10 protein-coding genes and 1 pseudogene are annotated in these 26,988 nt (G+C 71.4%); 10 read left to right on the top strand and 1 reads right to left on the bottom strand.

Translation table 11 applies throughout. The annotated features are described in order from the left end of the window. Positions 1–103 (bottom strand): annotated as a pseudogene (locus AB0P41_RS35265) (IS5/IS1182 family transposase); the annotation flags it as partial. A gap of 26 nt (positions 104–129) precedes the next feature. On the opposite strand from AB0P41_RS35265, the gene AB0P41_RS35260 reads away from it, so the two are divergent. From AB0P41_RS35260 to AB0P41_RS35215, 10 genes are all read left to right on the top strand, one after another. After that, positions 130–495 carry a helix-turn-helix domain-containing protein gene (locus tag AB0P41_RS35260; protein ID WP_365936113.1) on the top strand — a complete coding sequence of 122 codons (366 nt, stop codon included), beginning with the start codon at positions 130–132 and terminating at the stop codon, positions 493–495. Between the two features lie 232 nt (positions 496–727). Then, complete coding sequence (locus AB0P41_RS35255) at positions 728–1,891, top strand: DegT/DnrJ/EryC1/StrS family aminotransferase (protein ID WP_356710663.1); 1,164 nt, start codon at positions 728–730, stop codon at positions 1,889–1,891. After that, positions 1,888–3,675 carry an HAD-IA family hydrolase gene (locus tag AB0P41_RS35250; protein ID WP_365936112.1) on the top strand — a complete coding sequence of 596 codons (1,788 nt, stop codon included), beginning with the start codon at positions 1,888–1,890 and terminating at the stop codon, positions 3,673–3,675. The genes AB0P41_RS35255 and AB0P41_RS35250 overlap by 4 nt, the downstream gene beginning before the upstream one ends. A 283-nt stretch (positions 3,676–3,958) precedes the next feature. Then, on the top strand, positions 3,959–17,152 hold the full coding sequence (locus AB0P41_RS35245; protein ID WP_365936111.1) for a type I polyketide synthase: 13,194 nt from the start codon (positions 3,959–3,961) through the stop codon (positions 17,150–17,152). 43 nt (positions 17,153–17,195) lie between these two features. After that, positions 17,196–18,818 carry a bifunctional 3-(3-hydroxy-phenyl)propionate/3-hydroxycinnamic acid hydroxylase gene (locus AB0P41_RS35240; protein ID WP_365936110.1) on the top strand — a complete coding sequence of 541 codons (1,623 nt, stop codon included), beginning with the start codon at positions 17,196–17,198 and terminating at the stop codon, positions 18,816–18,818. A gap of 40 nt (positions 18,819–18,858) precedes the next feature. Continuing rightward, on the top strand, positions 18,859–19,752 hold the full coding sequence (locus AB0P41_RS35235) for a class I SAM-dependent methyltransferase (protein WP_356710655.1): 894 nt from the start codon (positions 18,859–18,861) through the stop codon (positions 19,750–19,752). A 62-nt stretch (positions 19,753–19,814) separates the two neighbouring features. Further along, positions 19,815–22,670, top strand: a complete 2,856-nt coding sequence (locus AB0P41_RS35230; RefSeq protein ID WP_365936109.1) for an AAA family ATPase — start codon at positions 19,815–19,817, stop codon at positions 22,668–22,670. Positions 22,671–22,724: 54 nt separating this feature from the next. Beyond that, on the top strand, positions 22,725–23,252 hold the full coding sequence (locus AB0P41_RS35225; RefSeq protein ID WP_365936108.1) for a YceI family protein: 528 nt from the start codon (positions 22,725–22,727) through the stop codon (positions 23,250–23,252). Next, positions 23,249–24,139: an ROK family protein gene (locus AB0P41_RS35220; protein WP_365936107.1), complete on the top strand. Its 891-nt coding sequence runs from the start codon at positions 23,249–23,251 to the stop codon at positions 24,137–24,139. The genes AB0P41_RS35225 and AB0P41_RS35220 overlap by 4 nt, the downstream gene beginning before the upstream one ends. Positions 24,140–24,375: 236 nt before the next feature. Then, positions 24,376–26,988: type I polyketide synthase (locus AB0P41_RS35215; RefSeq protein WP_365936106.1), on the top strand; the 2,613-nt coding region annotated here is incomplete at its 3' end.

Here is a 26,988-nt window from a genome sequence, read left to right as displayed (position 1 = left end):
GACGCCGACCACCACCCTGCGGCCGCGACGGCGCCTCCGGCACCACCCGCTGGAACAACTCCCACAACTCGTCCGGCACCAGCCGCTCAACGATCCCCACCATGACTCACAGACTACCGAGTCGCCCAAATGAGATGGCTTCTGAAGAAGATGGCCTACGGGCACAAGACCCCTCACCAGACCAGGCAGCGCGCCGCCATCGTCCTTCTCGCCGCACGCGGCCGGGCAAACGCCAAGATCGCCGTCGACACCCGTCTGCACGTGGACACGGTGCGCACCTGGCGCGGACGCTTCGCGCACGGCGGCATACCGGCTCTGACCGACCGCAGACGTTCCGGGCGCCCCGCGCGGTTCACTCCCATACAGGTCGCCGAGGCAAAAGCACTGGCCTGCCAGCTCCCCGCCGAGAGCGGGCTGCCACTGTCGCGCTGGTCCTGCCCGGAACTGGTCCGGTGCGGACTGAGACTGTGGCACACCCGGGGGGAAGGCGGGTAGTGGTGGGGCGTACGTGACCGAATCCCGGGACGGGTTGCGGGCGGACGGCCGTCGGTTTCGCGGACGGGTCCGGCCACGCGTGCCCACGAGGTCGGAATTCCGTGCCCCGAATGCGTCGTGAAGTGTGCGGATAGGGGGGTGATAGGGGAATGCGAAGGGGGAGGGTGCACCGAATCGCTGCGATAGCGTCACGGCCCGCATCGATTCACTTCACCGAGAAAGTGTGTAATCCATGGGACGTTCGCCGCAGTCATTTGAATTCCCTGCCTGGCCGCAGTACGGCGACGAGGAGCGGACGGCTCTGCACCGTGCTCTCGACCAGGGGCAATGGTGGCGCATCGGAGGGAGTGAGGTCGACACCTTCGAGGAGGAGTTCGCCGAATACCACGGCGCACCGTACGCGCTCGCGGTGACCAACGGGACACATGCGCTGGAGCTCGCCCTGCAGGTACTCGGGGTCGGCCCCGGCTCGGAAGTCATCGTTCCCGCATTCACATTCATTTCCTCCTCGCAGGCAGCGCAGCGGCTGGGCGCGGTGGCCGTTCCGGTGGACGTCGACCCGGAGACGTACTGCATCGACCCAGCCGCCGTCGCCGCTGCGATAGGGCCCCGGACCAAGGCCGTCATGCCGGTCCACATGGCGGGCCAGGTGGCGGACATGGACGCGCTGGAGAAGCTGTCCGCGGACGCGGGTGTGGCGATCCTGCAGGACGCGGCACATGCCCATGGTGCGCGGTGGCAGGGGAAGAAGGTCGGCGAACTCGGTTCCGTGGCCGCCTTCAGCTTCCAGAACGGCAAGCTCATGACCGCGGGCGAGGGCGGTGCGGTGACCTTCCCGACCCGTGAGCTCTACGACAGCGCGTTCCTGCGCCACAGTTGCGGGCGGCCCCCGACGGACCGTAAGTACTTCCACAACACCTCGGGCTCCAACTTCCGGATGAACGAGTTCAGCGCGTCGGTCCTCCGTGCCCAGCTGGGGCGGCTTGCCGGGCAGATCGACACGCGTGAGGAGCGCTGGCCGCTGCTGGCGAGCCTGCTCGCCGAGATCCCCGGCGTCGTACCGCAGGGCAGGGACGACCGCAACGACCGCAATCCGCACTACATGGCCATGTTCCGGGTCCCGGGCCTCGGTGAGGAGCGCCGCAACGCCCTGGTGGACACCCTGATCGAGCAAGGGCTACCAGCCTTCGTCGGGTTCCGCGCCATCTACCGCAGCGACGGTTTCTGGGAGTCATCCGCTCCGGACGAGTCCGTGGAGGACATCGCCCGCCGCTGCCCGAACTCCGAGGCACTCACCCGGGACTCCGTCTGGCTGCACCACCGGACGCTGCTGGGCACCGAGCAGCAGATGCACGACATCGCAGCCGTCATCGCCGAGAGCATGGCCAAGGCGTGAACGGGCCCGTCCGTGTCGTGGTGGTCGGGATGGGCTGGGCGGGCCGCGAGATCTGGCTCCCACGGCTGAAGGAGCATCACTCGTTCGACGTTATCGCTGTGGTGGATCCGGTGGCAGGCCCGGCGGACCCGGGGGTCCCGCTGCTCGGTGACGTCGCGGAGATCGAGTCCGGGACGGTCGACCTCGCAGTCGTCGCCGTGCCGAACCACCTGCACGCCGACATCGCCGAGGAGCTGCTGCTCCGGGGCATCCCCGTGTTCCTCGAGAAGCCGGTGTGCCTCACGTCCTCGGAGGCCGACCGTCTCGCGGAGGCGGAACGCGCCGGAGGCGCGGTACTCCTGGCCGGCAGCGCGGCCCGGTACCGGGCCGACGTCCGGGCGCTGTACGAGCGGACGCCGGCGGTCGGACAGATCCGGCACATCGACGTGTCCTGGGTGAGGGCCCGTGGCGTTCCGGACTCGGGAGGCTGGTTCACACAGGCGCAGCTCGCGGGCGGAGGCGCACTGGTGGACCTCGGGTGGCATCTGCTGGACAGCATCGCGCCGATCCTGGGGCCGGCCGCCTTGACGCAGGTGGTCGGCACGTTGTCCGACGACTTCGTCAACACGTCAGCTGCCAGGGCCGGCTGGCGCGACGCTCCGGAGACGGCGGGGGGCGCCGGTCCGGGTGGAGGTGACGTCGAGGACACCGTCCGGGGATTCCTGGTCACGGAGGACGGCGTCTCGGTGGCGCTGCGCGCGAGCTGGGCGTCGCACGAAGCGCGCGACGTCACGCTGATCACAGTCGAGGGCAGTGCGGGTGTGGCCTCGCTGCGCTGCACGTTCGGGTTCAGCCCCAACCGCGAGGGCGGGTCCGACCTCACGTTCACCAGCGACGGTGAGACGACGCAGGTGCCGTTCGAGGCAGAGCGGATCGGTGCGGAGTACGACCGGCAGCTCGACGAGTTGCCCGGGCTGCTGGGTGAACCAGCCATGGCCGGTCGGGCGGTGGCCGACGCACGCCGGAACATCGGGGTCATCGAGCGTCTCTACGCCTGCGCCGGGCGGCACGTTCCGGCACACGACACGACCAGGGAGTACCAGATGGACAGGCGCATATCGGGGCTCACCGGAAGCAGGCCCGCCGTCGGTCCGCTGGAACACCCCAGAAGTGTGGTCGTGTTCGACCTCGACGGGGTCCTGGTGGACAGCACCGAGGTGATGCGCGAGGCGTTCTCGATCGCGTACGCCGAGGTCGTGGGAGAAGGGCCGGCGCCGTTCGCGGAGTACAACCGGCACCTGGGCCGGTACTTCCCCGACATCATGCGGATCATGGACCTGCCTCTCGCGATGGAGGAGCCCTTCGTCAGGGAGAGCTATCGGATGGCTCATCTGGTACCGCTGTTCGACGGGGTGCCCGAGATGCTGCACACCCTGCGCGAGCGGGGTATCCGGCTCGCCGTGGCGACGGGGAAGAGCGGGCCGCGGGCGCGTTCGCTCCTGTCGCAGCTGGGAGTCCTGGAGCTCTTCGACCATGTGATCGGGTCGGACGAGATCGCTCACCCGAAACCCGCTCCGGACATCGTGCTGAAGGCTCTGGAGTTGCTCGGGGCCGAGCCCGACAGCGCGGTGATGGTCGGAGACGCAGTGACCGACATAGCGAGTGCGCACAGTGCGGGCGTGGCCGCGTTGGCGGCACTGTGGGGCGAGACGGACGAGCCGGCGTTGCTCGCCGCTTCGCCGGATGCCGTACTCCAGAAGCCGGGTGACCTGCTGGCGCTGTGGCCGGCCGCAGCCGTCGGCTGACGTGTCCCTGGGCCGGCCGGCGCCATGCGGTGGCCGGCCGGTTCGCCCATGGCGGCGTCCCCGCTCTCCGGTCCCGCCACACGGGACAGGGCGCACGCCCCGGCCGGACCGGTTCGGTTCCGGGTGGCCCCGGACCCTGCGGAGTTAGGGATGCCCTAGGGGGCCGGTAGGGGTAGAGCGCGGGGTGGGCGCGCCCGAGACTGAGCAGTGACTCGCCCACTGCCGTGGGCGGCAACCGATACCGGCCCGTGCGAGGTGCCTCGCCGGCCGACGGAGTGGTGAGATGCTGCGTACCGAACTGATACGGCCGCTGCCCGAACTCCTCAAGGCGCACGCCGACCGGTTCGGGGACAAGGTGGCCTTCCGGGACGCCCGCCGCAGCGTGACCTACGCCGAGCTGGAGCGCCGCTCGGGAAGGATCGCCGGTCACCTCGCCCGGATGAGGCTGCAACCGGGTGACTGCGTGGCGATCTACCTCGGCAACTGCGTCGAAGTCATCGAGAGTTACCTGGCCGTCGTCCGGGCCAGTGCCATCGGTTCGCCGTTCAATCCCCGCGCCACCGATGCCGAGCTCTCGTACCTGCTCGAGGACAGCAACGCGCGCGTCGTCATCACCGACGCGGCCCACGCCGCCCAGCTCGGGCGGGTTCTGGCGGACCGCAGTGATGTGCGAGTCGTCATCACGGGCAACGCGCCCGCGGGGACGTTGAGCTTCGAGACGCTTGCGGGCACGGAACCGGCCGTCGGGCCGCGGGACGACCTGGGACTCGACGACCTCGCCTGGATGCTCTACACCTCGGGGACCACGGGCCGGCCCAAGGGCGTCCTGTCCACACAGCGCAACTGCCTGTGGTCGGTGGCCGCCTGCTACGCACCCGTACCGGGACTGAACTCCGAGGACAGGGTGGTTTGGCCCCTGCCGCTGTTCCACAGCCTGTCCCACATCGCGTGCGTGCTCGGCGTCACCGCGGTCGGAGCGACGGCCCGGATCGTGGACGGGTTCGAGGCCGATGAGGTCCTGGACGCGCTGCGCGAGGACTCGGCGACCTTCCTGGCCGGTGTGCCCACCATGTACCACTACCTGGTGCGTGCCGCGCGCCGGCAGGGCTTCAAGGCGCCCCACCTGCGGATGTGCCTCGTAGGCGGTGCCATCACCACAGCGTCTCTGCGCCGCTCGTTCGAAGATGCCTTCGGCGCGCCGCTGCTCGACGCGTACGGATCCACCGAGACGTGCGGTTCCATCACGATCAACTGGCCGACCGGCGCGCGGGTCGAGGGTTCCTGCGGACTTCCGGTACCCGGTCTCGGAGTCCGTCTCGTGGACCCGGAGACCGGCGAGGACGTCCCGGCGGAGCGCGAGGGCGAGGTCTGGGTGAGCGGGCCCAGTGTGATGGCCGGCTACCACAACCAGCCCGAGGCCACCGCCGAGGCGATACGGCACGGCTGGTACCGCACCGGCGACCTGGCCAGGCGCGACGCCGCCGGCTACTTCACCGTGACCGGTCGCATCAAGGAGCTCATCATCCGCGGCGGGGAGAACATCCACCCCGGTGAGATCGAGGAGGTCCTGCGGCGGGTCCCGGGCGTGGCCGACGTGGCCGTGGTCGGCCGCCCGCACGAGACGCTCGGTGAGGTGCCGGTGGCCTGCCTGGTCCCCGGGCCCGAAGGGCTCGACCCGCAGGCTCTGTTCGCGGCCTGCCGCCAGGAGCTCTCGTACTACAAGGTGCCCGAGGAGCTCTACGAGATCGCCCAGGTGCCCCGTACGGCGTCCGGCAAGATCACCCGGCACGTCCTCCTCGAACAGCCCGCGCGCCTGCGCGCTGCCGGGGCCAGCCACTACGAGTCGCTGTTCCGGCTGGACTGGATCCCGCTGCCCTCGGTGCCGCCGCCGCCCGTGGTCCCCGGCCGGTGGGCACTGGTCGGCCCAGGTACGGAAGAGCTGACGCAGGGACTGCTCGACCAGGGCATGCAGGTGTCGTACCACCCTGACCCGGCGGCGCTGCGGGACGCCGTGTCCGCGGCCGGGGACACGGTGCCGGACGTCACGGTGCTCGCCCCCGTCACGGGCCCCGCCGATGGGAGGGCGGTGCACGAGCTGACCGGTGTGGCCGCCGCATGGCTGGCCGACGACCGGTTCAGCGGCGGGCAGTTGCTGCTCACGACCAGCCGAGCCGTCGCCACCGCGTCCGACGAACAGATCCCCGACCTGTGGCAGGCCGCACTGTGGGGCGGGCTGCGCGACCTCCAGAGGCAGCACCCCGGGCGCATCGTCCTCGCCGACCTTGACGTTTCCGACGCGCAGGCGGGTGCGGTACTGCCCACCCTGCTGCCCGGCGGCGAACCGCAGTTCGCGGTCCGTTCCGGCATCACGCTGCTGCCCAGGCTGACCCGCGCCGCCGCCCCCGCACCGGGCGAGCGGGAACCGGCGCCGAACCCCCGGCGGACCGTCCTGATCACCGGCGCCGACGGGGCCGCAGCGGCGGCAGCCGCACGGCACCTGGTCATCGGGCACGGCGTCCGTCACGTGATGCTGGTCAGCGAAGGGGGCCCGCGCGACCGAGCCGCCGCCGAGCTCGAGGACGAGCTGACCCGGGCCGGGGCCCGGGTCGTGCTGGCGGCCTGCGACCTCACGGAGCGCGCCGCGCTCGCCGACGTACTGACCCGGATCCGGCGTCCCCTCACCGCTGTGGTGCACACCCCCGGGGCGGACACCGGGGCCGGGGAGGACCCCCTGCGCCCGGCGGCGCTCCGGGCCCTGAACCTGCACGAGCTGACCCTGGACGCCGGCCTCGACGCCTTCGTCCTCAATTCCTCGGCGGCCGGTCTGCTCGGCGCGCCCGCCCCGCCCGGGCACGGTGCTGTCGCCGCCTTCCTCGACGGACTGGCACAGAACCGCCGTGCCGCAGGACACGCCGCTCTGTCCCTCGCCTGGGGGCCCTCGGAAGAGCCCGGCGGCGACACGGGGACGCCGACGCCCGCCGGTGTCGGCCGTCTGACGGCGCACGACCGCCGCGCCATGTTCGACGCCGCCCGGACCGTGGACCACGCCGTCCTCGTGCCCATGAGGCTGGACTCCGGGACGCTGCACACCGACGAAGTCCCCGCGCCCCTGCGCGGTGTCATCGAGGTGACGCCCCGTGAGGCCGCGCCGGACGAGGCCGGCAGCGCCGCACTGCGCGCACAGCTGCTCTCCGCCCCGGCCGACGAGCGGGAACGGATGCTGCTGGAGCTCGTACGCACCCGTGCGGCCCGTGTGCTGGACCTGCCGGAGGGCGCGACCGTCGGCGCGGACAAGGCGTTCAAGGAACTCGGATTCACCTCCGTCGCCGCCGTCGCCCTGCGGAGTGCCCTGACCGCGGCCACCGGCCTGCGCATGTCGGCGACCGCTGCCTTCGACCATCCGACCCCGACGGCCCTGGCCCGTCATCTGCGCGCCCTGCTCCTCGACGACGACCCGGAAGTCGCCCCCTCCACGCCCTCCACAGCGGCGTCCGACGAACCGGTCGCCATCGTCGCCATGGGCTGCCGGCTGCCCGGCGGAGTCACCTCTCCCGAGGAGCTGTGGCAGCTCGTCGAACTCGGCCTGGACGGAGTCACCGCGTTTCCCGACGACCGCGGCTGGGACATCGCGGCGCTGTACGACCCCGACCCGGACAGGCAGGGCACCACATACGTCCGCGAGGGCGGCTTCCTCCACGACGCAGGCGACTTCGACGCCGACTTCTTCGGGATCTCGCCGCGTGAGGCACTGGCGATGGACCCGCAGCAGCGGCTGCTCCTCGAGACGTCGTGGGAGGTCTTCGAGCGCGCGGGCATCGACCCGGCCTCGCTGCGCGGAGAGGACATCGGCGTTTTCTCCGGGCTCATGCACCACGACTACGGGACCGACGCCGCAGATGCCCCCGAGGGCGTCGGCGGCTACATCGGCACGGGCACCGCAGGCAGCGTCGTCTCCGGCCGGGTCGCCTACACCCTCGGTCTCGAAGGCCCCGCCATCACGGTGGACACCGCGTGCTCCTCCTCCCTGGTGGCACTGCACCTGGCCTCACAGGCCCTGCGGTCCGGCGAATGCTCGATGGCGCTGGCGGGAGGAGCGGCGGTCATGGCCAAGCCCGGCTCCTTCATCGAGTTCTCCCGACAGCGTGCGCTCGCACCGGACAGCAGGTGCAAGGCCTTCGCGGCGTCCGCGGACGGCACCTCCTGGTCCGAGGGCGTCGGCGTACTGCTCCTCGAACGCCTCTCGGACGCGAAGCGCAACGGGCACCGGGTGCTGGCGCTCCTGCGCGGATCGGCGGTCAACCAGGACGGCGCGAGCAACGGCCTGACCGCTCCCAGCGGGCCAGCGCAGCGCCGGGTCATCCGCCAGGCACTGGCCAACGCCCGCCTGGAAGGCCATGAGGTGGACGCGGTCGAGGCGCACGGGACAGGCACCACCCTGGGCGACCCGATCGAGGCGCAGGCCCTGCTGGCGACCTACGGTCAGAACCGCTCCCCGGACCGGCCGTTGTGGCTGGGCTCGCTGAAGTCGAACATCGGGCACGCACAGGCCGCAGCGGGTGTGGCGGGCGTGATCAAGATGGTGATGGCGATGAGGCACGGCGTGCTGCCGGGGACCCTGCACGTCGACGCGCCGTCCCCGCACGTCGACTGGGCGTCCGGCGCGGTGGAACTGCTGACCGAGGCCCGCGACTGGCCCGAGACGGGCCGGCCGCGCCGGTCCGCGGTGTCCTCGTTCGGGGTCAGCGGCACGAACGCCCACGTCATCCTGGAGCACGTTCCCGAGACCCTGCGCGGGAGCGAACGGGAGCCGGACACGGGCGGCGGACACGGGACCCAGCCACTCCTGGTCTCCGGGCGCGGGGGGCAGGCCCTCGCCGCCCAGGCCGCGCGCCTCGGCGAACATCTCGCGGGCCATCCGCGACTCGAGCTCGGTGACGTCGCCCACGCACTGGCGACCACCCGGACCGCACTGGAACAACGGGCCGTCGTGGTGGCCGACGACATCGACGAAGCACGGTCCGCCTTGGACGCGTTGGCTGTCGGCCACCCCACGACGTCCGTGGTCTCGGGCAGCGCCGACACCGAGGGCAAGGTGGTGTTCGTAACTCCCGGACAGGGCTCCCAGTGGGCCGGGATGGGCTCCGAACTACTGGATGTGTCACCGGTGTTCGCCCAGTACATGGCCCTGTGCGCGGAGGCTCTGGCACCACACGTCGACTGGTCGCTGACCGATGTGGTCCGGCAGGTTCCCGGAGCACCCACTCTCGACCGGGTCGACGTCGTGCAGCCCGTGTCCTTCGCCGTCATGGTCTCGCTCGCACAGGTATGGCGGTCCCACGGCGTCGAGCCCGACGCGGTCGTCGGTCACTCGCAGGGGGAGATCGCCGCGGCCTGCATCGCCGGTGCGCTCTCATTGCGGGACGCGGCACGGGTCGTGGCACTGCGCAGTCGCGCCATCGCCCAGCACCTGGCCGGCCGGGGCGGCATGATGTCGGTCGCCCTGACCGCGGAGGAGGCGGGCAGACGGCTGAACGGCTCCCCGGACGGGGAACACCTCTCCCTGGCGGCCGTCAACGGGCCGTCGTCCGTGGTCCTCGCGGGAACGCCCGAAGCACTGGACGCCATGGCCGGCGAACTGACCTCCGAGGGTGTCCGGGTACGCAGGATCCCCGTGGACTACGCGTCCCACTCGGCGCAGGTCGAACGCATCGAGGCCGATCTCGCGAGCGCACTGGCTCCGATCAGCCCCCGCCGCTCGGACATCCCCTTCTACTCCACCGTCCACAACCGCTGGATGGACACGCACGAGCTGGACGCGGACTACTGGTACCGCAACCTCCGCGGGACCGTACGCATGGAGGAGGCCGTACGAGCCCTCCTGGCACAGGGCTTCGGGTTCTTCGTGGAGGTCAGCTCACACCCCGTCCTGGTTCCGGCGGTGCAGGCCACCGCCGAGGACGCGGGCGGCGGCGCCGTGACCGTGGTCGGCACGCTGCGCCGGGACGACGGCGGCACACGGCGGTTGCTCACCTCGCTCGCCGGTGCCTGGGTGCGCGGTCTGGCCGTCGACTGGCCCACCCCGTCCGGGCGTGCGGGCGCCGACCTGCCCACGTACGCGTTCCAGCGCCGCCGCTTCTGGCTCCAGGCGTCATCGGACCGCAGTGCCCACGGGGCCGGAACACCGGCGGATCCCGTGGAGGCGTCGTTCTGGAAGGCCGTCGACAGCGAAGACCTGGAGGGTCTTGCCGCTTCCCTGACGGCGGGTGGCAGGGAGGACGCCGACGGGATCGGAGCGGTCGCCGACGCGCTGCCGGTGCTGGCCGACTGGCGCCGTCGGGTCCGCGAGAGGTCCGCCGGCGACAGCTGGCGATACCGGGTGACCTGGAAGCGCCTGGCCGGCGCCGGACGCGATGAACTGACCGGCAGATGGCTCGTGATGACGCCCACGGCGTACGACGCGCACGACGGCCTCGCCGACAGCGTGCTCGACGGGCTGCGCGCCCGTGGCTCCGAGTGCGTACGGATGGACGTGAACGCCCGGGAAACCGACGCGGGCGAGCTCGCCGCCCGCATCCGGGAGGAAGCCGGGCAGCCCGGAGACATCAGTGGAGTGCTGTCCCTGCTGGCCTTCGACGAACGGCCCGTGCCGGGAGCCCTCGCACACACCGCGGGCCTCGCCGCCACCGTCGCCCTCGTGGCGGCGCTCGAGGCGGCTGGTGTCGGCGCCCCGCTCTGGGCGCTCACATGCGGGGCGGTCGCGACGGGGCCCGGCAGCCCGGAACCCAGCCCGGCGCAGGCGATGGTGTGGGGACTCGGCAGAGTGGTGGCCCTGGAATCGCCCAGCCGCTGGGGCGGGCTGGTGGACCTGCCCGACACCCTCGACGAACGCGCGCTGCGCCGGCTGACCAGCGCGCTGAGCGGTACGGACGGTGAGGACCAGCTGGCCGTCCGTCCGACCGGGGTCTTCGCCCGGCGCCTCGTGCCGGCGCCCACGGGCGGCGCTGCCGCCGCGCGCCGCTGGCATCCCCGCGGCACCGTCCTGGTGACCGGCGGAACCGGGGGAGTCGGCGCGGAGGTGGCCCGTAGGCTCGCGTCCGACGGCGCCGCTCATCTGGTCCTGACCGGCCGACGCGGCCCGCAGGCTCCTGGAGCGGAGCAACTGGCCGAAGAGATACGAGCCTCGGGGGCGGAGGTGACTCTCCGCGCGTGCGATGTCGCCGACCGGGAGGCGGTGCGCCATCTCCTCGCGTCACTTCCGGGGCCGCTCACCGCAGTGGTGCACGCCGCGGGCGTGGGACAGAACAGCCTGCTGGCGGACACCGCGCCCGACGAATTCGCCGGCATCCTCGCGGGCAAGGCGGCCGGTGCCGCACACCTCGACGAGCTGCTCGGGGACGCGGACCTGGACGCGTTCGTCCTGATGTCGTCGAACTCCGGTGTCTGGGGCGGCGGCGGGCAGAGCGCCTATGCCGCGGCGAACGCATTCCTGGACGCCCTCGCGGAGCGGCGCCGCGCCCGAGGCCGCACGGCGACCTCCGTCGCCTGGGGCGCCTGGGGCGGTGGCATCGGACTCGGAGCGCGGGACGGGGCGTCGGAACGGCTCCGGCGGGCGGGCGTACTCGAGATGGAGCCCGGTACGGCAGTCTCGGCGCTGATACGCGCCGTCGAGCACGACGACACCTGCGTGTCGGTGACGCGCATGGACTGGCAGCGGTTCGGTGCCGCGTTCACCATGGCCCGCCCCAGCCCGCTCATCGCCGAGGTCCCCGGGGCCCGGGGCGCGGCGGACGAGGCGGAGAAACCGGACACCCCGGCACCGGCCGGGCGCCTCGTCGGCCTCGACGGGCCCGAGCGCGACAGGATCCTGCTCGACCTGGTGCTGGCCCAGTCCGCCGCCGTGCTCGGTCACTCAGGGGCAGCCGCCGTGGATGCGACCCGCGCCTTCCGGGACCAGGGCTTCGACTCCATGACCGCACTGGACCTGCGCAACCGCCTGGCTGCCGAGGCCGGTGTCGCGCTGCCGTCCACGATCGTCTTCGACCACCCCACCCCCACCGCCCTCGCCTCCCGTCTGCGCGGCCTGCTGCTCGGGGAACAGGCCGCCACCTCGGCGCCCGCCCCCGGTGCGGCACGCGATGACGACCCGATCGTGATCGTCGCCATGAGCGCCCGGCTGCCGGGTGGCGTCGCCTCGCCTGAAGACCTGTGGGCGCTCGTCGAGGGCGGCGTCGACGCGGTGGCCGGCTTCCCCACCGACCGTGGCTGGGACGTCGAGAACCTCTTCGACCCGGACCCCGAGCAGACCGGCAAGTCCTACGTGCGGCACGGCAGCTTCCTGTACGACGCCGGGGACTTCGACGCCGCGTTCTTCGGGATCTCGCCGCGCGAGGCGCTGGCCATGGACCCGCAGCAACGCGTCCTGCTGGAGACGGCCTGGGAGGTCGTGGAGCGGGCAGGCATCGACCCCGCCTCCCTGCACGGCACCCGCACAGGTGTCTTCGTCGGCGCCATGCACCAGGACTACGGCACGGGGCAGAGCCCCGCCCGTCGCGGAGCCGAGGGGTACTTCGTCACCGGAAACGCGTCCAGCGTGCTGTCCGGCCGCATCGCGTACACCCTCGGCCTCGAAGGCCCTGCCGTCACCGTGGACACCGCCTGCTCCTCCTCCCTGGTCGCCCTCCACATGGCCGCCCAGGCACTGCGCTCCGGCGAATGCGACCTGGCGATGGCGGGCGGAGTGACCGTGATGGCCACTCCTGACGGCTTCGTCGAGTTCTCCCGCCAGCGCGGACTCTCGACGGACGGCAGGTGCCGTGCCTTCGCGGCCTCCGCGGACGGCACCGGCTGGTCCGAGGGGGCCGGGCTCCTGCTGGTCGAGAGGCTGTCCGACGCCCGCCGCAACGGACACCCCGTCCTGGCCGTGGTGCGCGGCACCGCGATCAACCAGGACGGTGCGAGCAACGGACTGACCGCACCCAACGGGACGTCCCAGCAACGGGTCATCCGTCAGGCCCTGGCCGATGCCGGCCTCACCGCGCCGGACGTGGACGTCGTGGAGGCCCACGGCACGGGCACGACACTGGGCGACCCCATCGAGGCACACGCGGTGCTGGCGGCCTACGGCAGGAACCGGCCGGAGGGCCGGCCGCTGTGGCTGGGCTCCCTGAAGTCCAACATCGGTCACACCCAGGCCGCGGCCGGCGTGGCCGGTGTGATCAAGATGGTGATGGCGATGCGCCACGGCGTGCTGCCCCGGACCCTGCACGTCGACGAACCCTCTCCCCACATCGACTGGGCGTCGGGCGCGGTGGAACTGCTGACCGAGGCCCAGGAATGGCCCGACCTGGACCGGCCCCGGCGGGCCGGGGTGTCGTCCTTCGGGATCAGCGGCACCAACGGGCACGTCATCCTGGAGCAGGCGCCCCTCGAAGGGCCGGCAACTCCCGAGGCACGCAGGACCCCACCCGCCGTCCCGTATCTGCTCTCCGCGCGCACCCCGGAGGCGCTGTCAGCCCAGGCCGCACGCCTGCTGGCCGTTCTGGAGGGGCCCGACGGCCCCGATCCCACCGACGCCGCGTACTCCCTCACCACACGGTCGGACCTGGAACACCGCGCGGTCCTCGTCACCGGGGACGGCGAGGACCCGCTGACGGGACTGCGCACCCTCGCGCACGGCGAGGCCGGCGCCACCCTCGTGCAGGGCACGCGCGCAGATGGCCGGACCGCCGTCCTGTTCACCGGCCAGGGCGCGCAGCGCCTCGGCATGGGGCGTGAACTGTACGACTCCTACCCCGCGTTCGCCGAAGCCCTCGACGCGGTGTGCGCGGAACTCGACCCGCGCCTGGGGCGGTCCCTGCACAGCGTGCTCCTGGGAAGCGACCCCGCACCGCTCGAACAGACGGCGATGGCCCAGGCGGCCTTGTTCGGCGTCGAAGTGGCCCTGTTCCGTCTGGTGGAGTCCTGGGGCGTGCGGCCCGACGCCGTCGCCGGACACTCGGTCGGTGAGATCGCCGCCGCGCACGTCGCCGGGGTCCTGTCGCTCGCCGACGCCTGCGCGCTGGTCGCCGCCCGTGGCGCACTCATGCAGGCCCTGCCCACGGGCGGCTCCATGATCGCCGTCGCCGCGGCCGAGGAGGAGGTGCTGCCCCTGCTCGCAGGCCTGGAGGACCGGGTGAGCATCGCGGCAGTCAACGGACCGTCCGCCGTGGTGCTCTCGGGCGATGAGCAGGCCGTCCAGGAACTGGCGGCGGAGTTCGCCGGGCGCGGCACCGAGACCAGGCGGCTCCGGGTCAGCCACGCCTTCCACTCCCCGCTGATGGACCCGATGCTCGGCGCGTTCCGCGCCGCGGTGCAGGAGCTCGACTTCCGGGCGCCGCAGATCCACGTCGTGTCGACCAGCGCCCCCGAAGCGGCCGGCGCCGAAGTGCTGCGCAGCCCGGGCCACTGGACCGACCAGGTGCGGCGGCCGGTGCGGTTCCACGATGCGGTACGCACCCTGCACAGCCAGGGCGTGAGCACCTTCCTCGAGCTCGGCCCGGGCGGTGTCCTCACGGCGATGGTCCAGGACTGCCTCAGCGACGTCGCGCAGACCATCGCCGCCGTACCGACCCTTCGACGTGACAGATCCGAACCGCAAGCGGTCGTCTCAGCGCTCGCGCGACTCCATGTCCGGGGCGTCCCGGTGGACTGGGCCGCCCTGTTCGAGGGCAGCGGCGCACAGAAGGTCGACCTCCCCACGTACGCCTTCCAGCGCCGGCGCTACTGGCTGGACCCGGCCGGTACGACGCAGGACGCGGGTGCGGCCGGTCTCACCGATGCCGCCCACCCGCTGCTCCGCGGCACCGTCACATTGCCGGACAGCGACGGGGTGCTCGCCACCGGCAGGCTGTCCGTGGCCACCCACGGCTGGCTCGCCGACCACATGGTGGGCGGGCAGGTGCTGGTGCCGGGCACCGCGCTCGTGGAGGCGGTCGTACGGGCAGGTGACGAGGCCGGCTACCCGGTCCTCGAGGAACTCGTCATCGAAGCCCCCCTCGTACTGCCCGGCCACGCCGCCGTACAGCTGCAGGTAGCCGTGTCCGCGCCGGACGCGACCGGTCGCCGCCCCGTGGGCATCCACTCCCGTCCCGCCGGCACGGACCCCGACGCCCCCTGGACCAGGCACGCGGGAGGCCTGCTAGCCGCCGCCGGCGGTACCGCGCCGCTGCCCGGATCGGGGGAATGGCCGCCGGAAGGCGCCCGGCGGGTCGACTCCGACCACTTCTACCCCTCCATGGCGGAGGCGGGCTACGAGTACGGTCCGGCCTTCAGAGGGCTGCGGGCCGTGTGGAACCGCGGTGAGGAGATCTTCGCCGAGGTCGCCCTGCCCGAGGAACACGAGGACGAGGCGCGGCAGTTCGGCCTCCACCCCGCCCTGCTGGACGCGGCGCTGCACGCCGCGAGCTTCGGAGCCCTGGGCGGCATGGGGCAGGGGAAGCTCCTCCTGCCGTTCGCATGGGCAGGCGTCACCCTGCACGCCTCGGGCGCCTGCGCCCTGCGCGTCAAGGTGACCCCGGCAGGCCCGGACGCCATCGCGCTGGAGGCCGCCGACGCGGACGGCGCACCGGTGATGTCCGTCGAGTCCCTGGCTTTCCGCCCGGTGCCGGCCGACCAGCTCCAGACTGGGCCCGCGACGTACGACCGGCTGTTCCAAGTGGACTGGCCTGCTGTGGCTCTGCCCGAACACCCGGACCTGTCACAGCAGTTGGAGTACGCCGACCTGACCGGCGCGCCGCACGGGCAAGGCCCGGCCCGGGTACGGGACCTGCTGGGGCGGGCCCTGCACGCGGTGCGGTCCTGGCTGGACGAGGACCGGCCCGCCACCGCACGGCTGGTGGTACTCACCCGCGACGCGTGCCTGCCCGGCACCGATCCGGCGGCCGCCGCCGTGTGGGGTCTGGTGCGTGCTGCCCAGTCGGAGAACCCGGACCGCATCGTCCTCGCCGACATCGACACCGAGGAGGACTCACGGCGCGCCCTGCCGCGGGCGGTCGCCTCGGGTGAGGCGCAGCTCGCCATCCGGGCCGGTGAGGCGCGGGTACCAAGGCTGGCGCGTGTCCCCGCCGAGGCGCCGGCCGAGGGACGGCCACTGGACCGGCAGGGCACCGTACTGATCACCGGCGGCACCGGAACGCTGGGCGCAATGGTCGCCCGGCACCTGGTCACCGAGCACGGCGTACGCGGCGTGCTGCTGGTCAGCCGCAGTGGGGGAGACAGCCCCAGGGCCCCCGCCATCGAGGCCGAACTGACCGGACTGGGCGCGGACGTGACGTTCGCCGCCTGCGACGTCGCCGACCGCGGGGCGCTCGCCGCCGTTCTCGGCTCGATCCCCGCCGAACGGCCCCTCACCGGTGTCGTACACGCCGCGGGTGTACTGGACGACGGTGTGCTCCCCGCTCTCACCCCCGAGCGTCTCGACACCGTGCTGCGCCCCAAGGCCGACGCCGCCTGGCACCTGCACGAGCTGACCCGGGACGCCGGCCTGGCCGTCTTCATGTTGTTCTCGTCGGCCTCCGGCCTCCTCGGGACCCCCGGCCAGGCCAACTACGCCGCCTCCAACGCATTCCTGGACGGTCTGGCCGCACACCGGCGTACCCAGGGGCTGCCCGCGACGTCCCTCGCCTGGGGGCTGTGGGCCGAGGCCTCCGCCATGACCGGCGGCCTCGGCAGTGCGGAACTGGAGCGCGGCCGACGCGGCGGCATGGACGCCCTGAGCTCACGCGAGGGCATGGAACTGCTGGACACCGCGCTGCGCCTGGGACACGCGAAGCTGATGCCCGCCAAGCTCGCCCTCGGCGCGTACCGTACGGAAACCTCAGCTGTACCGCCTCTGCTGCGTGGCCTGACCCGGGTCACCCGTAAGAGCTCGCGCGGCGGCGCCTCCGCCGCGGCGCCCTTGCCGGCACAGGAGCTGACCGGCTTGAAGGAGTCGGAGCGCGAGGCCGCGCTGCTGGAGCTGGTACGCGTCGAGGCCGCGACCGTGCTCGGTCACGGAACCGCCGGCAGCATCGACTCCGAGCAGGCGTTCAAGGACGTCGGATTCGACTCCCTGACGGCCGTCGAGCTCCGGAACCGTCTCGTCGCCGCCACCGGGGTCCGGCTGCCGGCGACATTGATCTTCGACTACCCGACCCCCCTGGCGCTGGCGGGCTGCCTGGCCGAGCGGCTCCGCCCGGAACCGGCCGACGCGCGGGCCGCCGGCCCGCAGCCGTTGGTGCTGGCCGCCGAACTCGACCGGCTGGAAGCGGCCTTCGCGCACGCGGACCCCGACGAGGCGCTGCGCGCGGATCTCATGTCAAGGCTGTCGCGGCTGGAAGCACTGACCGCCTCCTGGGGGCCCGCGGGCCGCATCGATGACGAGGAGGACGCATTCGACTTCGATACGGCCTCCGACGACGAGATCTTCGGGCTCATCGACAAGGAACTGGGGTCGTCCTGAATACCGTTCGGGTCCCCGCCGCAGCGTTCAGGGAGATACAGACGTGGTGAACTCCGATGTGCTGATAGTCGGATACGGCCCGGTCGGCCAACTGGCGGCGATCCTGCTGGCCCAGCACGGCCGCACGGTCACCGTCGTCGAGCGCTGGCCGCAGCCCTATCCGATGCCCCGCGCCGTCGCGTACGACGGCGAGGCCGCCCGCATCCTCGCCGCAGTGGGTGTCGCCGACCGCCTCGAGGACGTCCGGGAACCCACCGGTGAGTACGTCTGGGAGAACGCCCGCGGACAGACCCTCATCCACATGGAGGTGCCGGGGAAGAGCCCGTCGGGCTGGCCCGAGTCGACCTCGATGTACCAGCCCGGTCTGGAGGCCGCCCTCGCCGCACGCGGCGCCGAACTCCCCGGTGTGACCGTGCACCGCGGCCGGACGGCGGTCGAGCTGACCGGCTACGAGGACCGCGTCGAGGTGGTCGCGGAGGACGTGGAAGGCAACCGGCACACGTACGGGGCCCGCTGGGTGATCGGCTGCGACGGCGCCAACAGCTTCGTCGGCCGGCACATCGAATCGACGGTCACCGACTACGGGTTCGCGCACGACTGGCTCATCTGCGACGTCGTGACCCATGACAAGCGCGAGTACACGCCCAACAACCTGCAGATCTGCGACCCGGCCCGGCCCAGGACAGCCGTCTCCGCCGGCCCGGGCCACCGGCGCTGGGAGTTCATGCGGATGCCCGGCGAGACGATCGAGGAACTCGGGCAGGAAACGACCGTATGGCGGCTGCTGGGACTGTTCGACCTCACCCCGGACAACGCCACCCTGGAGAGGCACGCCGTCTACACCACGCAGGGCACCTGCACCGACCAGTGGCGCTCCGGAAGACTGCTGGTCGCGGGCGACGCCGCACACGTCATGCCGCCTTTCGTCGGGCAGGGCATGTGCTCGGGCTTCCGCGACGCGGCCAACCTGGCGTGGAAGCTGAACCTCGTCCTGGGCGGCCTCGCGGACGAGGAACTGCTCGACACCTACACCGTCGAACGCAGCGCACACGTACGGCCTGCCATCGAGACGTCGATCGCGCTCGGCAACGTCATCTGCCAGACCGACCGCGCCGCCGCGGCCGGGCGCGACGCCTTCATGCTCGCCGCCCGTATGCGCGCCCGCGGCGGCAGGGACCAGGCCGCCCCCGACGGGCCCTCACTGGCCGACTCCCTCAGCGGCGGTTTCCTCCGTACCGGCGCCGCCGCGGCCGACGGGGCCCCACGGTCGGCCGGCCAGCTCGTCCCGCAGGCGGAGGTGGTACGCGGCGGCTCCCGGGGACTCCTCGACGACGTCGTCGGCACCGGCTTCACCCTGCTCTGCAGCGAGGACCCGCGCTTGCTCCTCGACTCCGCCGACCTTGACTTCCTCGACACCCTCGGCTGCCACCTCGTACACGTACTGCCTGCGGAGACCGTGCCGGAGAAGGCGGGGGAGCACGCGGTCGTCGACGTCGAGGACCTCTACCTGCCCTATCTGGCAGGGCTGCCCGGCCCAGGACCGGACGGGGCCCTCGGCATGCTCGTACGACCCGACTTCTACCTCTTCGGTGCCGCCCACAGTCCCGACGACCTGGTCGCGCTCATCGACGACCTGCGCGCCCGACTCGGCCGAACCACTACCTGACCCCCCGCCCCCACCTCACGACACGAAAGGCAGTACCTCCATGTTGGAAGCGGCCAAACAGTTCGGGAAGCTCATCCAGATGATCTCGACGGGCGACCCCGTCAAGCGGACCCGGCGCCTCTACCAGTTCATGCCCCCCAGCTTCGAGTTCGTCGACCGCACCACCACGTACTGCAACTTCGGTTACTGGAACGACGGATGCGACAGCCTCGACGAGGCCGCCGAGGAACTCGCCACCCGGCTGGGTGACGCAGCCGGCATCGAGGCCGGTGACACCGTGCTGGACCTGGGGTTCGGCTACGGCGATCAGGACTTCTCCTGGATCCGCAACCGGCAGCCCAAGAAGATCCACGGCCTGAACATCACCCCGCACCAGATAGAGGCCGCACAGGCACGCGCCAAGGCGGAAGGGCTCGAGGACCGACTCGAATTCCAGCAGGGCTCCGCCACGGACATCCCCTTCCCGGACAACACCTTCGACAAGGTCGTCGCCCTCGAATCCGCATTCCACTTCTACCCGCGCAGCGCATTCTTCGAAGAAGCCTTCAGAGTGCTGCGTCCCGGCGGTGTACTCGCCGTCGCGGACGTCCTCCCGACGCACGACTCGGTGGTGCGCAAGGAACTCAAGTCCCGCGCACTCAGCTGGATCCTCCTGAGTTACGACGAGGAGAACTGGTACACCTCCGGGGTCTACGCCGACAAGCTGGCCAAGGCGGGCTTCAAGGAGAACCGGGTCGATTCAATCCGGGACCGGGTGTGGGAGCAGTACCGCACGTTCATGGTCGAGAAGATCGGGAGCTCCGAATACAAGAACCTGGTCACCCCCACCCAGTACAAGGGAATCAGCCAGAACTGGAGCGACCAGGAACTGCTGAAGAAGGAGCTGGACACCATCGACTACGTGATCGCGGTCGCCAAGAAGCCGACGATCTGAGCATGACCCGGATGCGGGACCATCCGGGACAGTGACAACCGTGCAAGGGCAGGGGTGGAAGGGTGCGTTTGGTCGAGCGTGACGAGCACGTGCGGTCTCTGGACGGGCTGCTGGACGAGTGCCGTGGAAGACGGGGACACGTCGTCGTGCTCGACGGCCCGGTCACCACGGGCAAGACCGAGCTTCTGCGCGTGTTCACCGAGCGTGCCTCGACGGACGTCGTCGTGCTCCGTGCGACCTGCTCGCGCGCGGAGCGCACCCTGCCACTCGGAGTCCTCACCCAGCTGCTGCACAGCGCCAGCCTGCCCCTGGACATCGCCGACCGGGCGGCTCAGCTGCTGAAGGAGGGCGCCGCATCGGACGCTCTCCCCCGTACCCACCACGACACCGTCGAGCCGGAAGCCGTCCAGATATTCCAGGGCCTCGGAGCCGTACTGCTCGACCTGGCCGCGGAATCACCGGTGCTGATCGCCGTCGACGACGTGCAGCATGCCGACGACTCGTCCTTGCACTGCCTGCTCCACATCGTGCGCAGGATCGGATCCGCGCGGATCATGGCGGTCCTGACCGAGGACGCGGAACTCGGGGCGCAGCACTCCCCGTTCCGCGCCGAACTGCGACGACAGTCGCAGTTCCACCGGCTGCGCCTCGCACCGCTCACCCGGGCCGGCGTCGCCGAGGTGCTCCGTGACCGTCCCCCGGGCCAGTCCGTCGAGCTGAGGGACACCGTCCCACCGCAGCAGCCGGACGGCCCGGCCGCCCCCTGGGGCGTCGACGACTTCTTCCGGATCAGCGGCGGCAACCCCCTGCTCCTGCACGCCCTCATCGAGGACCACCACATCGCCGGGGAGGCACGGCCCCAGGGCTACGGGTTGGCCCTGCTCAACTGCCTGTACCGGGACAAGCCCGTCATCACCTACGTGGCACGCGCCCTGGCGGTGCTCGACCAGGAGGGAGACGTCAAGGCGCTGGCCCAACTGGCCGGAGCCGACACGGAGGCGGTCGGCCGCGCCCTTCACGACATGGAAGCGGCCGGTCTGACCGACAACGGCGTGTTCCGCCATCCGGTGGCCCGCTCGACCATTCTCGACGGCCTCCAGGCCCCGGACCGGGCGGGCCTGCACCGCCGCGCAGCACAGCTCATGCACGCACGGGGCGCACCCTCCATGACCGTCGCCCACCACCTGGTGGAGTCCAAGCACACGCAGGGCCAGTGGGCGGTCCAGGTGCTGCTGGAGGCCGCCGATCAGGCGCTGCTCGGGGGAAGGACCTGGTTCGCGACGGAATGCCTCGCGCTCGCCCACAGATCCTGCGGCAACGAGCAGGAACGGCCGGGCATCAGGGCACGGCTGGCCCAGGCCGAATGGGAACTCAACCCCTCCGCGGCCGCGCGGCACCTCACTCCGCTGGCCGCGGCGGCGGACACCGGCCAGCTGGCCCACGGTGACCTGCTGGTCCTGCTCCGGCACCTGCTCTGGCACGGCCGTACGAGCGAAGCGAGACCCGTTCTCGAACGGATCCGCAACGCCCGGCCCGAAACGCGCGATATCGCACAGGCCGCACCGACGCGGAACACCGAACTGTGGCTGGCCGCCACCCACCCCCAGCTCGCCCGCAGACAACAGGGGCCCGCCCCCGCCGATGACGGGCCCCCCACCCTTGCCGATCCTCGCGGCGATCCGTGGCTGCGGTCGGCCGCCGAACTGGCAGGGCTGCTGACCGACGGGCCCGGCGACCCGGCCGCGGACCGTGCGGAACGAGTACTGGACGGCCTCGGTCTCGGCCTGGGGCGTACGTCCCCCTGGACCGAGGAAGCCGTACAGCTGGCCCTGCTCGGCCTGATCTGTGCGGGACGCCTGCGCAGCGCGGCCGACCAGTGCGAGAAGCTCCTGGCCGAGGCGGATACGCGGGAGGCCCCCGTCTGGTCGGCGATGGCCTCAGCGACGCGTGCGGAGATCGCTGTCAGGCAGGGCGACCTGGCGGTGGGAGCCGAATACGCCCGGCAGGCACTGACCCAGCTGCCCCCTCAGGCGTGGGGCGTCGCGATCGGCTTCCCGCTGGGCAGCCTCATCCTCGCCGTGACGAGGATGGGCGACTACGAGGAAGCCGCGAAGCACCTCACCTACTCCGCGACCGACGGCATGTTCCAGAGCCGTTACGGGCTGCACTACCTCCACGCCCGCGGCCACTACTACCTCGCCACCGATCACCCGCACGCCGCCCTCGCCGACTTCATCTCCTGCGGCGAACTCATGCGAAGCTGGGGCCTCGACGCAGCAGCCCTCGTGCCCTGGCGGACCGGCGCAGCCGAAGCCTGGCTACGGCTCGGCAACCGGGACCAGGCCAAACGGCTCCTCCACGACCAGCTGACCTCGGCGGGAGCGGACAGGCCGCGCATCCGAGGCTCCGCCCTGCGCCTGCTCGCGGCGACGGGCCCCACCGCCAGACGTCCCGACCTGCTCACCGAGGCGCTCGATCTGCTGGAGGACTGCGGCGACCGCTACGAGCAGGCGAGAGCCCTCGTCGACCTCAACCGCAGCTACTACCAACTCGAGGAGTACCGGCGGGCCCGCATGGTCTTCCGAAGGGCGTGGCACGTGGCCGACCTGTGCGACGCCGGCCCACTGACGAAGGAACTCCTCGCTGCGACCGGTGACTGCAACAACCCGGACACGGCTTCCGGCAGCACCGACGGGATCCCCTCACTCACCGGATCGGAACGGCGCGTCGCCTCGCTGGCCGTCATGGGCTGCACCAACCGCGAGATCGCGAGCAAGCTCCACATCACCGCGAGCACGGTTGAGCAGCATCTCACCCGCGTCTACCGGAAGCTCAAGGTGAAACGCCGGAAGGACCTGCCTGTGGATCTCCGCAGCGATGTGGTCAAGACTGAACGAGCCCAACTCGACTGCGGGTGACCTCCATTCCCCCGCACGCCCCGCCCGCCCCCACCCCCCGACAGAGGTAGCAACGTGTCAAAGACAGCGGCGAACTCCCTGACCGTGCCGGCCCCCGGCACCTACACCATCGACCCCGGCCGCAGCACCATCACCTTCCGCACCCGGCACGTCTTCGGCCTCGCGGGTGTCGACGGCTCCTTCTCCGTCCTCAGCGGCCGGATCCGGATCGCGGCCGAGGCCGCGGAATCCGGCGCGACGGCCGTCATCGACGCTGCCAGCTTCACCACGGGCAACGACACACGGGACAAGGTCGTACGCTCCGACAAGTACCTGGCCACCGCAGCACACCCCCACATCTCGTTCACCTCGGACGCGGTACGCGAGTCGCAGGGCTCGTACAGCCTGCACGGCGAACTGACCGTCCGTGGCACGACCCGGCCGGTGGAACTCCTCATCGAGCAGGCGAGGAGCGGGGCGGAAGAGATCAGCTTCCGGGCCACCACGAAGATCGACCGGTACGCATTCGGCATCACCGCCGACAAGGGCATGACCGCCCGCTATCTGACCCTCACCCTCGACATCGTCGCCTCGACGGCGTGACGTTCCTGGGGATCGACGTCGGTGGCACGAAGGTCGCCCTGCAGACCGACGGCGGTACGACGCCGCGCAGCGCGGTATTCCCGTGGCCGCGGACCAGCAGCGCCGCGGACGACCTGGAGACTCTCACCAGGAACGTCCGCGCGCTGCTCGACGACACCCCTCAGCCCGTCCGGGCGGTCGGCGTCGCCATGCCTGCGACCGTCGGCCCGGACGGCCTGGTCACCACCTGGCCGGGCCGCCCCAGCTGGACCGGGCTGGACCTTCGTGCCGCGCTTCGCTCCCTCTTCCCCCGAAGCGCGGTGCTCTGGGCGGACGACGGAGACCTGGCGGCCCTCGCGGAGGCGGACGAAGCGGACTGCCAGGACGTCGTCTACCTCGGCGTCGGCACCGGTGTCGGCGGCGGCATCGTCCTCGACGGGCGTCTCTGCCCCGGGACAGCCCGCGGTTCATGCGAGGTCGGCCATGTGATCGTCGACCCCGGGGGCCCTCGGTGCGACTGCGGACGACGCGGCTGCGTACAAGCCGTCGCCTCCGGTCCGGCGACCCTGCGCCGGGCCGGCCGCCTGCGAGGCGAGCCCGTGACGTTCGCCCAGCTTGCGGACGGCCTGCGTCACGAACGGGACTGGGCCGTCTCAGCGGTCGGAGAGAGCTGCGACGCCCTCGCGGTGGCGATCGTCAACCTCAACGAACTCATCCGTCCCGCACTCGTCCTGATCGGTGGCGGATTCGCCGACGGGCTCCCCGGCTTCGCCGGCACGGTGGCCGAAAGAGCGCACGCGCTCGCCAGGCCGGGCCACCCCGTCGCCCACGTACGCGCCGCGTCACTCGGCGGCCTGTCGTCCCTTCGCGGCGCCGTACTCCTCGCTCGGGGCACACACCCCGGGTAGGGGGCTTCGCGGTAGGGGGCTGAGCCAACCCCCTAGGGGTTGTCCGGTTCTACGGACCCCCCGTAGATTCCCCGAGTAAGGGGAACAATTCGAATGCTGCGGAGTGCTTCGGAGTAGCGGCACCGCGAATCAACCGTAAGGAAATCGCGCTGGCTGCTGAGCCGATTTTCCGTGTTGACGGACCTTTGACGGTGGGTCGAAATTCACCTGCTGACCGCCGCGACGGGTTGGGTTGAGTGGACAACGAAGAGAAGCTCCGTGAGTACCTGAAGCGGACGACCGCAGATCTGCGCCGCACGCGACAGCGCCTCCGAGATATCGAGGCCCAGGATCAGCAGCCCATTGCGATAGTGGGAATGAGCTGTCGCTATCCGGGTGGAGTGGCGAGCCCCGAAGACCTCTGGCAGCTCGTTGCGGCCGGCACCGACAGCATCTCCGCATTCCCGGCCGACCGCGGCTGGGATCTCGGCAATCTTTATGACGCCGACTCCGGCCAGGACGGCAGATCCGCCACGGAAGAAGGCGGATTCCTCCACGACGCGGGTGAATTCGACGCCGGATTCTTCGGGATCTCGCCGCGCGAGGCGCTGGCGATGGACCCCCAGCAACGGCTGCTGCTCGAAACCTCGTGGGAGGCGCTCGAGCGGGCCGGCATCGACCCGGCCGCGCTGCGCGGCAGCCGCACGGGCGTATTCGCCGGGCTGATGTACCACGACTACGCGGCCCGTCTCGCGGCGGTGCCCGAGGGTGTGGAAGCGTTCCTGGGCGTCGGGAACTCAGGCAGCGTCGTCTCGGGCCGAGTGGCCTATACCTTCGGCCTCGAAGGCCCCGCCGTCACGGTTGATACGGCGTGCTCGTCGTCACTGGTCGCCCTGCACCTGGCGGTGCAGTCGCTGCGCAAGGGCGAGTGCACGATGGCCCTGGCCGGTGGTGTGACGGTGATGGCGACACCGGGCACCTTCGTGGACTTCAGCCGCCAGCGCGGCCTCGCAGGGGATGGCCGGTGCAAGTCGTTCTCGTCGGCCGCCGACGGTACCGGCTGGTCGGAGGGTGTCGGCGTCCTCGTGGTGGAGCGGCTGGCGGATGCGCGGCGTAACGGCCATGAGGTCCTGGCGGTGGTACGCGGTTCTGCGATCAACCAGGACGGTGCGTCGAACGGTCTGACCGCGCCGAACGGCCCCGCACAGCAGCGGGTTATCCGGCAGGCCTTGACGAGCGCGGGCCTGAACGCCTCACAGGTCGACGCGGTGGAGGCGCACGGCACGGGTACGACGCTGGGTGACCCGATCGAGGCGCAGGCGCTGCTGGAGACGTACGGGCAGGAGCGTCCTGAGGGCCGGTCGTTGTGGCTCGGGTCGATCAAGTCGAACCTCGGCCACACCCAGGCAGCTGCCGGTGTGGCCGGGGTCATCAAGATGGTGATGGCGATGCGGCACGGTGTGCTGCCGCAGACGCTGCACGTGGACGAGCCGACGCCACAGGTGGACTGGGAGTCCGGTGACGTCCGGTTGCTGACGGAGTCGGTGGCGTGGCCGGAAACCGGTGAGCGTCGGCGGGCGGGGGTGTCGTCGTTCGGCGTGAGCGGCACGAACGCGCACGTGATTCTCGAACAGGCGCCGCAGGTGGAGGCGGTTGCTTCCTCGGACCGCGTCACGGTGCCGGCCGTGCCGTGGGTGGTGTCGGCGAAGTCGGAAGCGGGTCTGTCGGCGCAGGTGGAGCGGTTGTCGGCGTTCGTCGGGGATCTGGACTCGGTGGATGTCGGGTTCTCACTGGTGACGACGCGTGCGGCACTGGCTCACCGTGCGGTGGTCGTCGGTGACCGGACGGTCCGGGGAGCGGTGGCTCCTGGTCGGACCGGTGTGCTGTTCTCCGGTCAGGGTGCGCAGCGGTCGGGTATGGGCCGTGAGCTGTACGAGTCCTATCCGGTGTTCGCGGATGCGTTCGATGCGGTGTGTGCGGAGTTGGACCGGCATCTGGACCGGCCGGTCCGGGAGGTCGTCTTCGAGGGTGGTGAGCTCCTGGATCAGACGCAGTTCACGCAGGCCGGCCTGTTCGCTCTTGAGGTGGCGTTGTTCCGCCTGGTGTCGGCGTGGGGTGTGAGGCCGGACTATCTGTTGGGTCATTCGATCGGTGAGTTGTCGGCTGCGCATGTGGCCGGGGTGCTGTCGCTGGAGGACGCGGCGAAGCTGGTCGCGGCGCGTGGCCGTCTGATGCAGGCGTTGCCGGCGGGTGGGGCGATGGTCTCGCTCCAGGCGACCGAGGACGAAGTTGTGCCGCTGCTGACCGACGGGGTGTCCATCGCCGCGCTCAACGGGCCGTCTGCGACGGTGGTTTCGGGTGACGAGGACGCTGTTCTGGCGATCGCCGCCCATTTCGAGGCGGAGGGTCGTAAGACCAAGCGGTTGCGGGTGAGCCATGCGTTCCATTCGCCTCGTATGGATGCCATGCTGGACGGCTTCCGTGTGGTCGCCGAGGCGCTGACCTTCCAGCAGCCCGTGATCGGGATCGTTTCGAACGTGACCGGTCAGGTCGTGTCGGGCGACGAGATCTGCTCCCCCGAGTACTGGGTGCGTCATGTCCGTGAGGCGGTTCGTTTCGTCGACGGGATTCGCGCGCTTCAGGATCAGGGTGTGTCCTCGTTCCTGGAGTTGGGTCCGGACGGTGTGCTGTCCGCGATGGGTCAGGACTGTGTCGAGGAGTCGGCGTTCGCCCCGGTGCTGCGCAAGGACCGTGACGAGCCGCTGACGTTGGTTGCCGCGCTGGCCGAGCTTTACGTGCGCGGGTCGGCAGTGGACTGGGCGGCGTACTTCGCCGGCACCGGCGCCCGCCGCGTTGACCTTCCGACGTAT

Origin of the sequence: Streptomyces sp. NPDC079167 (assembly GCF_040686735.1) — a bacterium.
GTDB lineage: Bacteria > Actinomycetota > Actinomycetes > Streptomycetales > Streptomycetaceae > Streptomyces.
Note: the sequence above shows the minus strand (reverse complement) of the source record. Positions and strands in the feature narration are given on the sequence as shown.